The sequence below is a fragment of the Exiguobacterium sp. S3 genome, from assembly GCF_018617295.1.
Lineage (GTDB): Bacteria > Bacillota > Bacilli > Exiguobacteriales > Exiguobacteriaceae > Exiguobacterium > Exiguobacterium profundum.
The window spans coordinates 157,213-170,309 of record NZ_JACSJW010000002.1; the positions used below are offsets into that span (position 1 = coordinate 157,213).

A 13,097-nucleotide genomic window follows, 5' to 3' on the forward strand; every position below is an offset into this window, starting at 1 on the left:
CCTTTATCATATATAGGAGTAGGTAAAACCTACCATATACCCTTATTATAGATATAATAAAGAATATAGTTAATAAAAAAGTTATCAAGGTGATTGAAAGGAATGAATAACATGGAATACTTTTTCTCATTTCTAAAACCAATTAATCCAAAAGCGGAAGAGTTGGCCCAGATTGTAGAAGATAAATATTATTCTAAAGAAACAGACTTTGCTCTTTTAAATGCCAGAAAAATGATTGAAGCAATCGTGAATGAATGGCTAGAAGTAAGTGGTTTGCAAAATACATACAACTTAAATGATAACATTCGTTTGTTACAGTCTGAAGAAATCATCGACCGCGAATTGGCTTCGGATCTTCATTACGTTCGAAGAAACGGAAACAGTGCTGCACATGAATTGTTCACTAAAGAGGCGCATGAAATTCTACCGAAAATCTGGTCGAGTTTATATAACATTGTTGAGTCTTATGTCCTTAGTTATGAAAACCCACCATCTATACCTAGATACGCTCCACCGACTCATCCAGCTGAAAAGAATAGTGATCGAGGGCATGATGATATCTTAAAAATTTTGGAAGCGCAACTAGAAGAAAAATTAAAAGCACTCAGTTCTGCACCAACAAAAGAAGATCCTACTGAAAAAACAATCGTGGGAGAGAAAAAAGAAAAAAATAAGCTATTTGATTTCTTACCTCAAATTGAAACAGATGACGAAAGCTATTTGTATAACCTGATGTCAAGATTAAATGAATCTTCAAAAGAGGCGGTTGAAAGTGCAGAACTCCCATTGAGTTCATTAAAGCAGTATTTACACGTAGAACGCCCGATCGAAAAGAAATTAATTCAGATGCTCCAGCAACCTGCCCAAAAACGATTAACGCTATTAATTGGTAGTGTAGGGGATGGAAAATCGCATATTCTTTCACATCTTCAATCGGCAGAACCTGAACTGATGAATCGATATAAAAACAAAATTTGGAATGATGCGACAGAAAGTCTTTCTCCTCGTAAGACTGCAATGGAGACTTTACTTGAAAAATTAATTCCATTTTCCGATCAGCATCTGAATGAAGGTTCGGAAGAGTTTGTACTGGCAATCAACTTAGGGGTATTACATAAATTTTTATATGACTTCGTGAGTTCATTCGATAATCATTACACGTTCAATTCATTGATTTCATATATTGAGCAATCAGGTATTTTTGAGAATGAGATCTCCCAAGCAACGCAACATGACCATTTTTCCATGGTCAGTTTCTCAGATTATCCAATGTATGAACTTACTAAGGGCGGCGTAGAATCGAATTTCTTAATGGGTATTCTATCAAAAATGTTCGATCAAAATGAAGAAAACCCATTTTATTTGGCCTATCAAGAAGATGTAAAGAGAGGGATCGATTCGATTATCCATCGCAATTTTTTACTTATGGGTAATCAACAAGTGAAACGCAACTTCGTAAACATCATCGCAAGTTCTCTTTTAAAAGAAAAAGCAGTTTTATCTATGCGCCAATTTTTTAACTTAATATACGAAATTATGATTCCAGGAAATTGGACAAATATCAGTAAACAAAAAATTGTACTTGAGACGTTACTTATACATGGCCTTCATCAAAAAATATTTACAGCTCAGAATGACTCACCTATATCAATCATGCTAAGAAATGAAGATCCGGTTGCTTCTCGTTCCAAAGAGATAGATGAAATCATTCTTCAAATCAATTTAGAGTCAGATGTGAGTGGATTTATCTCTAGATTTGACGAATTGACTCGTCAAACATATGAACTTGATCTATTAGATCGTGAATTGGTTAACGAGTACACACAATCATTACTAAGACTACTCTATTTGTCTAACCCGAGAGAGATGAATATTACACAGACAACGATTGAATCATTCTCAAAATATCTATTTGCTTATTACACTGGTCAAAAATATGAACTTAAAACTCTCTACGAGAAATTTGAGAATGCACTTATGTTATGGTTTGGATTTAAAAAAGATCATAAAAATTATTTGTTTGATTCGAATGCAAAGATTTCAAAGCGTTATCGTATAGCAAAACCAGTTAGTTTTACATTGGATCCAATCAGTATGCCGATAAAAAATGAAGAGCAAGTGGTTCAATTTAGAAACTCCTTATTCATTCAATTTGTAGTGGGTGAGCGCAAACAAAGAATTAAGCTAGAAATCGATTATAAGATGTTCAGTTTAATTTCAAAAATAGATAAAGGATATCAACCTTCTAAGATTGATTTCGACGATGCCATTCGATTCAGTGAATTCGCAAATGCGATTCGTACACATAATACAAATAACGAAGAAGTGTTGATTTATGTTGTCCAAACTGGAGAAACCTTCGTTTTAAAACAAGAAGCAGATCCATTTAGTAATGAAGAAAAAATCGTATTTAGTAAAATGTAAGGTGTGAAAGCGGGTGTAAATAATGAGATTATTACCAGAGAAAATTTTCGATGAAAAACAAGTTATTGTTTTAGACAAAAGTCGGAAAAAAATAACGAAGCGACAAACTTCGAATTTTTATCAAATACTCCCTTTCACAACAGGAAAGAGCGATTCAATTAAAAACGCTCTTTCCGATTGGGAAAAGGAAATCGGTGCTTATTCTAGAAGACTTCTGAATGTAGAGCTGTCAGCTAAGTCTTTCAATACGGATTATCTGTTAGAAGGTGTACTAGAGCGAGTCGAGAATCAACCTGAGCATGAAGATGAAATTCATACTTTCTTTAGTGAATTACTGTTAAAACGGGATGGAGGGTTGAACGTTACTCATCCAAGTATGTTCATGTACATCCAAGGCAATCCTGCAACGAAAAAGAAGTTGGGTACTTTTCTAGCGGATTTGACGCAACATGCGTTAGATGAAGGAGAAATCGAAAAGATTAAACAGGTTTTTAAAGCAGGCCAAAATGAAACTCTGTTAGACAAGATGATTGTAAATTTATTACCGAGTCTAACGAACAAAGAATATAAAGCCGAGCATGCTCTTTATTCTTCATTACCAATAAAACTATTAGGAGAAGATTTTGTCTATTTAGCTGAGCATCCGCAATACTTTTTGAAAGAAATTAATAATTTATTAAAGTATTACCTACACTATATTGTTTCTCAAACAACAGTGAAAATTAATAACTTTGAGACGTCTAACTGGAATCATCCATCGAAAATGTACTACACAATTCATAACGAGACGACTGTTACTTCAAGAAGAAAAACGATGAACTCGGGGATGGGACTGTTGACGAGTGCGAGTGAAAATTTATTTGTTCATGAGTTGACGATGGCTCAGTTGAGTTGTAACTCTGTTAACCAATCATTAGAGAATGAGAAATCAAAAATCATGACATATGATGAAATTTTTCAACATTTTACTATGCTTAGTGCTACAGATCAGGTTCAATTTTTGAAAGATATTGATTTGCAGACTGAACGAATTCTTACTTATGCAGGTTTAGAGAGCAATGTGAATGACAGTCAAACTTTTAACGAAGCAGCTAAACAACTATTCAATGCGATGAAACTGACGACTCCGAAAGAAGCGCAGTCTCGTTATGGAGATCATGCAAAAAATATTGCTAAATCGCACTTTACGAAGCGTCGTGGGCGTCTTGGATATGTATTGTCTCTGAACCAGGAGATGTTAATTCTGATGTGCGCTGTAAGTTGTAAAAATGACCGAATTACATTTGTAGAACTATTAGAAAGATTAAGTAAAAGAGGCATCAACTTTGATAACGAATCATCAGCTGCCCTTTTACAACTACTAGAAAAAATTAATGTTATCGATAAGAAGAGCGATAGTGGGGAGGCACAGTATGTCAAACCAATTTTATGAGTATGTAACGAAAAAAATAAATGGCCATTTTTTAGTAAACACGCCTAAGCCTGGAGATAAGTATTATTTGCAACTCGAAGAAGAGAGCCATGTTCAATATTTAAAGGAATATCTCGAGAAGGAAGCAAAAGATCAGGTTAAAGCTTTTGAATATAAATTAAACGGAGTTACTGAATATGAAACGTTTGCGATTGACTACGGGACAAGTGAGTTAATCATTGCCACTCAAAGCGAAGGAATTCAACCTGACTTCTTCGTTAAACTTCGAAATTTAGTTAGTGAACAAGAAGCTGAAGGTTTAAATCGCTCATTGCTTGTTATTTATCACGGGCAACTTGATAGTATTGATGGTGGTGGAGCAAATCTTCAAAAAGAAGGGATGCCGTTAAATCCTCAAAAGATTTTAGAAGAACTTAAGCATGAATTGAAGCAAATGTCGGACAATAAAGGCGCATTGGTTGAAGTGATTAATTTTCACTTGAAGGAAATCGAAGAAGAGTTCAACTCGTTTAAAGGGGTATCATTCTTTGATTTTGAAGAAATTCTTTCTCTCATGCAAAAAACAGAACTTTCAAAGAAAGATTTTCTAAAGTTAAGGTTCTTCCACGACCAGGAGCTTGATTCGTTTATCCAAACGTCATCCAAAAAAGAGATTCGTGAACGACTTCGTGAGAACCGAGATTTATATGAATTTGTACAAGAGAGTCATTTTAATGAAACGACTGAGGCGCAATTACCGAAAAAGTTTAACGAGCAAGGTGTCAATAAACTTAAACATGATCATTGGAATGAATTAACATTGCAAGAAGTAATTAAACTTAAAGCAGAAAAGAATAAAAAAGTATTTGAGCTTGATGAAGTTACAAAAGTTAATGAGCATTCCTCGGTAGTGGTTTGGGACCGGCCACATAAAATGACAAAGACAGGAAAACGCATACGTTACATTGCAGTTTTTAATCCTTCTCATGAAAGAGAAATTAATCTAAAGTTTAAATATCTTATTGAGGGTAAAGGTGTTCGAAAGAGCTTAGAACAGTCGCAAATCAAAATTGAGTATTGTAATCCTTTACTTGAAGTAACTTCAAATGTGAAGACAAACAATCTTTATTTGACACTAACTTCAAATCAAGTTCAAAATACTGCGCAATGTACTGTAAAGTACAAAGTAAAAAATGAAAGTACATTATATTCAGAGCTAAATATTATGATTTTCCCATTCTCTAATGAAGTTCTTAAGGATTATGCGGGAACTTATGAAGTGAAGCGTTTAACTGGGAACGGTACCGAGTATTTGACACTAGGTAATAAAGAAGGTGAATTACGCTTAGGTGACGGCTCACAAGAACCCATTTACCAAGATCAAGCTCTCGTTAAAGTATCCGAGGAGCCTAATATTACGTATCACTTTGATCAGGATTTGTTTGAAGACGATCAGTTTATGCAGCTAGTTGTTGGAGAGTCGCAACCGATTAATATTAAATTTAGTGTCGATGCATCAAAACCGCATCCGATTCCGAATATACGGTTGTATAAAGAAAAACGTGAGAAGCGAGCATCAATTGTACTGAGTGCGGATGAGAAATTGATTTTGAAGAATCAAATTTACTATCCCCAAAACGAGTATAAAGACTTCTTGGACTACGAAATGGAATGGGTCAATCAAAGTATGCAAACTGCTGTTCTTTCGGCAGGCGTCCTCAGTCCTATTGAATTGGAGTTTAAAGCATATTATGAATTAAGAGAAGCGTATAATCTGTTCTTAAACCACTTCAAAATTAAAAAAACTGTACCCATGTTGGCTTACTGGGATGATGAATACAAACGAGTTGCTTTAAATTATGTTCAAGCGTATGTAAAAGCGATTGAATCGATTCAAGAAGCAGATCGATTGTTTGAAGTGGGGCATTCAATCTTAAAATTAGGTGTCTTATATAATCAAAAAGAGCAAATTGTTTACTTTACTCCATTCCATCCGATTAATGTTGCATTTCAATTAGAGCTTAATACGCAACTTGGGGAAGAGGAGATCTCGGAAAGTGTACTGAAACGTCTACGAGCCGATGCATTAGCCCCATATCTATGGTTTGAAGGTAAAGCTTACAAGGCAGAATCCCAATCAGATTTGCCAGAGTGGATGGTGTATCGAGTAAAAGAAGAGGTTGTCGTGGCTGAAGCGGACCGCTTTTTATCTGAAGTAGTCAAAGAAAAGTTAAATCAGTTTGTCGATCATTTTACGTCACTCTTTAATCAGACAAATCAAATCGCTAGAGCACCACTTTATTTAAATGTAATTGAAATTCGTAATGATGAGATGGTACTGAAAGGTATAGTTGAATGGGTGTTCCGTCAATTAAAGAATAGTTATGAGAAAAATCGAGATATAGTAATCCCCGTAGAAGTGAAACTTTATTCTGATTCAGGTCGATATCGAAGTGCTTTCGATCAATTTGCTGCAAAAGATTTCATGGAAGATGACTGGGAGCAGTTCGAATATCTGTACACACTCATTCCGAAAAACTTCATTCTCTCCCCGCAAGAAGTAGCGGAGAAAATTCAGTCGCTGATTAATCACTACCACATTCAAAATAAATCTTCTAATGATTTTGAATATGCTCATATTAGTTTCTATAAGATGAGTGGTGAAGAACAAGTCATCACAGACAAAATGGAGTATATCAAGAGTGGTAATGCCATGAATGGTTTGTATTCGACACTTGCACCGACAGTCAAAGATGGTCAGTTTAGTATGGGGTTTGGTCTTCGAGGTTATGCAATTGAGGAGGAAGACTTGTTATTACGATGTGCCAAATCATTTAATGAATTGAACGTACACATGAAAGATAACGGGAGTAGCTCATTTGCACATGGCGTAACAGCACTAGCTAGTATTACAGATGCACGCGATAGTTATAAGTTACAAAATATTTATGAAAGTTCACACTGGGTTACATTAATCGAACCTACTGTCGACTTAGGCTATTTTTCTTCTAAGCAAGGAAACCCGGATAATGAATTGATTATCATTCATTATAATGATCAATCTTCTTCTTACCGATATGATGCTATTACAGTTACGAAGAAAACAGCACAATATCAGGCAGTGATTAAAGATTATTTGAATCATGAAAAACCGGATTTGAATACAGATGAGAGTATTAAAGAAATCATTCAAACGTTCAATGTAATCAACGGAGAATGGCTACTCTCAATGATTCAACAAGGTTTAAGTAATGAAACAGCTCGTAACGTGCATAAGAGTCGTGAAAAATTCAGCTTATTGGCAGCCGTTAAATATTCATTGGCGATGTTTTCAACCGATGATATTACTTGGGTTCCAATCTCTCTTGAGGAAATTTTACGAGTGGCGAAAGCAATTGGGTTAAACCACGCGAATTCACCTTTCACTGTGAAAGCGTTAGGTAAGTCAGGTAGTTACTCAGATGATTTACTGTTGATTGGGATGCAGGAAACGGACGGTAAGTTAAAAATGCACTTCTATCCAATTGAAGTAAAAATCGGTAGAAACTTGAGTAATGTCATAGATAAAGCTAGAAACCAAGTTGTTCGAACGAAAGCTCTCTTTGATTTAGAATTAGGTGTGGGGGAGGCAGAAACTACATTCTCTCAACAGTACTATCGTATGTTCTTTGCACATCTTTTCTTAGCAAATGCTAAAAAACTATTTGAAGGAAAATTGTGGATCGAGAGAGAACAAAATTATGACTTTGAACAGGAAAGACTTTCCGTTATCGAAAGACTGATGAAGGGTAATTATGAAATTTCGAATGAATTAACCGAGTACTTTAATAAAGGTGTTGTCGTTTCATTTAGAACAGAAGAAACAACTTCGTCTATTGAACGCGTTGAAGACGATATTCTGTTGCTTAATTTACCAGAGCAGTATGGTATAAGTGGTGGATCGTATTCGATTGAAGAAATCCGACAATCTATTATAGATGGCAAAAAGGATATTCCAAGAGAAGAAATGCTTGAAACCTTCAAAATTAATAATATTTAAACGTAAACGACCGGCTTAAATTTAATTTAAGCCGGTCGTTTACTTACAGTTCTTTGAAAATCTCTAAGTCATTTAGTTCAATGTTTGACGATAGTGAGAATCGAATGGATGATCGAACTTCATCTAATGTTAATCCGATCGCTTGGAGGACATGACTTGGTTTACTGGAGCTACAAGCAGATCCAGTTGAGACCGCCATGACAGGAGCCAGTTGTTTTACGAGAACTTCATTGTTAATACCAACGAATTGAATATTCACAATGCCAGGAATTTTGTTTCTATGGTCACTATTAAATCGTATGTTCGAACCAAATTTTTGAGTTAAAAGTTGAACTAAATACTCTTCAAGTTTCTCTAACTTTTTGATGTTCTTGGTCAAGGATGCTTGATGCATTTCAGCTGCCTTTCCCATTCCCACAATAAGAGGAACAGCAAGAGTCCCGCCTCGAATGCCTTGCTCTTGGCCACCACCATGAATAAGTGGTGTCAATTTTCTTGGAATCCCGTCCTCATCTTTTTGTACATAAGCGATGCCGATACCTTTTGGACCGTTGAACTTATGCGCAGAAGCTGATAAGAAATGAACGTTCGTCAGTTCTGACAGGTCGATTCTCATCTTTCCGACGACATGTGTGGCATCGGTGTGAAAGAGCGCACCATATTGAGCAACTAGTTCAGAAGCTCTCTGAATGTCATTTAACGACCCTAACTCGTTATTTCCCCAAATGATTGAAACGAGTGAAGTAGGGCGTTTTTTTAGTAAAGACTCTAATTCAGAAAAATTGATTCTACCAAATTGATCGACTGACAAGTATTCAACGTGAATATTCAGTTGCTCATTTAAATACTTTGCGATTTCTAAATTAGATGAATGTTCGGCTACCGTGGTAATCACTTGATGGTCCGGTAAAGTTGAACTAACACTCTTTAAAATCCAGTTGTTACTTTCGGTCGCTCCCGAAGTAAAATACAGCTCGGTAGAAAAACAGTTAAGAAATTTACCTAACTGTTCTCGAGCATGTTCAACAGCGTTCTTAGAGTTTTCTGCCAGTGAATAATACTTGCTCGAAGGATTCCCGAACTCTTCAAGAAAATAGGGGAGCATCTCTTCAAGTACTTCTGGATACACAGGTGTCGTTGAGCTGTTGTCTAGATAAAGCATGTTATCCCTCCTGGAGAGCCAATAACTCTCTTAAGAATTGATTGGTACTTCTAGAAAATTGGAACATTTGATAAAGCTCTTCGGCACCTCTAGTAATATGTGAATTAAAGTAATCAGGAAAATACCGTTCTTCCTCTATGTGCTGTTTAGCATGTTGAAGAATCATCATTTTAAACATCTCGTCGTGTTCTCCCGTTAAAGTGGCACGATTTATTTCAAAATTAGAAATGGGCTGACCTTTAACGCTAGGTGGAGTTTTTTCGTTTTTTAATGATATTCCAACGGCGAAACGAGCTAGGATGTTCGGTGTGATATGAGTTGAGTTTGCAATCTCTTTAAAATAGAGATGCGTTTGTTCAGTTAATTTAAGACGGTAGTTCATGAGTTTTTCACCTGCGCGTTTTCAAATTCAAAATACGATGGAATGACTCGTGTTTCTAAATGTTCATTATCAAACTGAAGACTATACTCTTTAGAAATCGATGGTTTGAGTACGTCGTAGTAATCTTTGCTAATTTCTGAGTCTGTAGATAGCACTAACACTTGTTCACCAAAGTTAGGAAGTAAGTTACGTAAAATGTTATAACGGTGATCTCGATCTAATCGGCCTAACAATGTATCGAAGATAAATGGCATTTGATTTTCGGAAACTTTGAAAATTGCCCAGATTAATGAAAGAAGTAGAATCTGTTTCTCACCAGAAGATAGCGTAGCTACAGAAATTTGAGACTGATCTTTAGATGACAAAGTTAACGAGAAGTCTTCGGGTAGAATCGATAGCTTATCTACGTAATCTTCTTTACGCATCAATGTTTTTAACATGCGTAACGCATTTTCTTCAACACTCCGAATGACTTTATATCGCTGTTGAAGTTTGAAGTCTTCTAGTAAAGCTAATGTTGAAGTCGCATTTTGCGATAATAAGCTCGATTTTGAAGTGATTTTCTCGATTTCTTGTTGAAGTGAGGCGTTTTCTTCCACTAACATCGAGTACTGATTTTGGAGCTCTTCTTCAAGTTTAACAATACGTTCTAACTGCTCGTTCAAATGAAGATGACTAACTTTGAGTTGATTCAATTCCTCAAATTGTTTTTCAAAATCCGCATGATTTTCTTCTCGAATCACTAGTTTTCTTCGTAATATCTTCAGTTCCTCTATGATTTCGTCATCGCGATTAATGTTTGCCAAGAGAGATGAGGAAGATTGAGCGTTTACTGAAGAAATCATATTTTCAACTTTTGCCTTCGAACCGAACGAAGCGTCATGAATAATTTCAGTTTTCGGAACAGCCGTTTTTAAAGCCGCATTGAATTCATTCTTCAGTGAATCATGTCCTACAGATCCTCCTAAATTACGTGAAACATTCTTATAGAACTCATCGGTGAAGACTTTTTCTAAATCTTCTACACTTCTTATCAATAGTTCTGATTCTACTTGTTCTGCAGCTTTTTCAAGCAAGTGATGATTGATAGAAAAGGCGTAGTACTCATTGAAAAAGTCTGACGTAGATTGCTTTAATTTCTGTCGTTCTTGTTCTAGGTTTCTTATTTCCTCTTTCAATTTTGCTTCTTCTTCTTTACTAATCACGTCGTGTGCGCGTAACGATTCAGAGAAGGCAGTGATTTCGGCTTCACTAACTTCGATCTTCTGAAGAAGCTGAGATTTATCGACTTGAACGTTTTGCAATTTTTGTTCGGATTCACTTAGCTGTTTTTTAAGCTCATCTAAACGTTTTGATTTATCTTTAGATAGCTTAGTCTTGGCTTCGTCTCGTACAAGTGATTCGATTGTTTCCGTTAATAAATCTGGAATCTCTAATTTAAATGCACTTTTCATCAAATCATCTAGGTACTCAGACAGTTTCCCTTCATTAATAATTTGATTAATTGTCTCTCCATCAAATAATGAGACATTAAACAAATAGAGGGGAGTACGTTCTAAGAATAATGAATAGACTTGACTCTTATCCTTCTCTGCTAGTGCAAAGGTATTTGCATCACGATAGATATTAAAGTATTCTTTAATATTCTTAGCGTCGATTCCCCATGATCGTTCAAATAAATAGCGTGATGTAGTTTGATTCGTTGTTGTTGTAAATGTAATTTGGATTTTTGAAATTTGTTTAGTGGTACTATATCTTTCTCGTTGATCTCTTACTTCGCTATTGATTAACTTCTCAATTTCTTTGAAGTAGGATGGAGTAGGTGCTTTAATCCCAAACGCCTGACTACCATATAATCCAGTGCGAAGTGCGTTTAAAAAGGTTGTTTTACCCGCTCCATTTTTCCCGCCGATTAAAATAACATTTTTATTAGAGTTTTCATTCTTGAAATCAAATGTTTGATTTTTATATGCTCCAATATTCTTTAAGACAATCGATTCAATCTTCATCTCTCTCTAAAACTCCTTGCTCTTTGTAAAGGCTTAAATAGTCTTGGCTCAATAGCGCAGCGACATCTTTATTAAATCCTCGTTTAACCTTTACACCTAGAAAATCATTTGCTGTTGTAAATAGTTTTTGAACCATATTGAAATCAAGACCATACTTTTGAGAAAGAAGTTCTAAATCATTCGCTTGGTCACTTGTTAGAATCTGACGATCATCATGTTCCCAATCCAGATCGACGCCGAATACTTCGCGATAAAGTTCTGGTAACGTATCGTTCCAATCACCTTCACGGAGCCATAAGCGACGAATTGCTCGTAACTCATCATCCTGAATTAATTTGTACTCGACTGAATTTGGAACTTTTAAATCACGTTGTAAAATCAATAAGTCGCGCATTAGTTCAGTTCTAGTAGCTAGCGTGAAAGGACCAAGACCAAGGTGTGAGTATACAGATTGCCCATCCTCGTTTGTTTCGGTAACGACAAACTGAATATTGAACTCTTCAGGTTTGCTCAAGTCAATATTGTGTTTTGCGATAAATTGACTTAATTGTGCTTTAGGAACGGCAAGAACAGACTCATCAGTCAAATCTTCAATTCGGTCAACTACTTTATGAGAAGTGGCAGCACGACCGCCTTTTTTCTTTTGAACAATATAGATTCCATCTTCTTTGATTTCATGTTGAACTTCTAATAAATAGAAGGCACCATTCATTCGTTTATGCATTCGTTTAGAACGGTCGTCACGAATGAGAACCATTTTATTGCGGAACTTCAATAATGGTTTTAACCAGTCATGTTCACCAGTTTGAATAAAGCCAGTAAGCGATTTATCTTGATTGACAACCGTACACGTCCAGCAACCGAAACGGCTATTCCCACAAGAACCAGCACTTTCTTTAATGTTTTGGTCAACGACTAATGGACATTCGCTACTTGAATCCATGTACATTTTCTGTAGCTTATGATGGTCTTCCCCCCAAGGAGCTGGGTTTTGAAGAAGGTAGCTCCATACATCATCTAGAACAAATTCTTTAATCGGGGCAAATACATAAGCATTCGCTAATGAGGTGTGTCGCATCAATTCGCTACCTGAAATCTCATGGTCTTTTATTGATTGGCCTCGGCTCGTGCTCTCAGATGAACGGACACCAAGTACCATAATGATTTCGCCGTATTTTGACACTTTATCTTTAATGAAGCGGTTAGCAGGGTCGATTTTAAGACGATCTGTACACCATCTAAACGTTTGGTTCGGAGTAGGGTAGCCGCGTCCGATAATATTCGTCCAAAAAGTTTTTTCTGTAAGTGGTTTAACTTTTTGTGTTTCAATAGGGAGATTGTATTTTAAAGCGGCTTCTTGCATGCGGTGTAGAGAGCCGTTAATCATGGAAACGACGAGTGGGTTTTCTACCAAAGTGTCAGAAGAAATGATAAATACCTTCTTATGCAACTGTTCTGGTGAAAGCTCTAGCAACGCTTCGAAAATGAGTTGAGTCGTTAGTGTAGAATCTTTTCCGCCACTAAATCCGACCACCCATGGACGTGTGTCATTTAAATACACACGTTTGATCAAATCGATGGAGCGTCTAGAAACAGTATCTCCTTCATGCTGAGTAAATAAGTTACTAATAATACCTTGTGTCATAAATTGTCATCCTCTCGTGCCAAAA

Annotated in this window: 7 protein-coding genes; 3 read left to right on the forward strand and 4 right to left on the reverse strand. The window is 36.0% G+C overall.

Annotated features, from left to right (window positions below; translation table 11 throughout):
- Positions 1-102 precede the first annotated feature (102 nt).
- Genes dptF through dptH form a run of 3 tightly spaced genes read left to right on the forward strand, consistent with a single transcriptional unit; the run spans position 103 to position 7,874 of the window.
- Positions 103-2,424, forward strand: a complete 2,322-nt coding sequence (gene dptF / locus KNO65_RS05795; RefSeq protein WP_214782442.1) for a DNA phosphorothioation-dependent restriction protein DptF — start codon at positions 103-105, stop codon at positions 2,422-2,424.
- Positions 2,425-2,446: 22 nt separating this feature from the next.
- Entirely contained in the window at positions 2,447-3,856 is a 1,410-nt protein-coding gene (gene dptG, locus KNO65_RS05800) for a DNA phosphorothioation-dependent restriction protein DptG (protein ID WP_214782457.1), read from the forward strand.
- Positions 3,837-7,874 carry a DNA phosphorothioation-dependent restriction protein DptH gene (gene dptH / locus KNO65_RS05805; RefSeq protein WP_214782476.1) on the forward strand — a complete coding sequence of 1,346 codons (4,038 nt, stop codon included), beginning with the start codon at positions 3,837-3,839 and terminating at the stop codon, positions 7,872-7,874. Before dptG ends, dptH begins: the two co-directional genes overlap by 20 nt.
- Before the next feature lie 43 nt (positions 7,875-7,917).
- Here the strand turns inward: dptH and KNO65_RS05810 are convergent, their stop codons facing one another.
- From KNO65_RS05810 to dndC, 4 genes are read right to left on the reverse strand one after another with little or no spacing between them, the layout of a single operon-like run.
- A complete protein-coding gene (locus KNO65_RS05810; protein WP_214782479.1) occupies positions 7,918-9,036 on the reverse strand; it encodes a cysteine desulfurase family protein in 1,119 nt (372 codons plus the stop codon).
- A gap of 1 nt (position 9,037) precedes the next feature.
- Entirely contained in the window at positions 9,038-9,418 is a 381-nt protein-coding gene (locus KNO65_RS05815; RefSeq protein WP_214691170.1) for a DndE family protein, read from the reverse strand.
- Complete coding sequence (dndD, locus tag KNO65_RS05820) at positions 9,415-11,427, reverse strand: DNA sulfur modification protein DndD (protein WP_214691169.1); 2,013 nt, start codon at positions 11,425-11,427, stop codon at positions 9,415-9,417. Before dndD ends, KNO65_RS05815 begins: the two co-directional genes overlap by 4 nt.
- Positions 11,417-13,072, reverse strand: a complete 1,656-nt coding sequence (gene dndC / locus KNO65_RS05825; protein WP_214691168.1) for a DNA phosphorothioation system sulfurtransferase DndC — start codon at positions 13,070-13,072, stop codon at positions 11,417-11,419. The genes dndD and dndC overlap by 11 nt, the downstream gene beginning before the upstream one ends.
- Between the last annotated feature and the right edge of the window lie 25 nt (positions 13,073-13,097).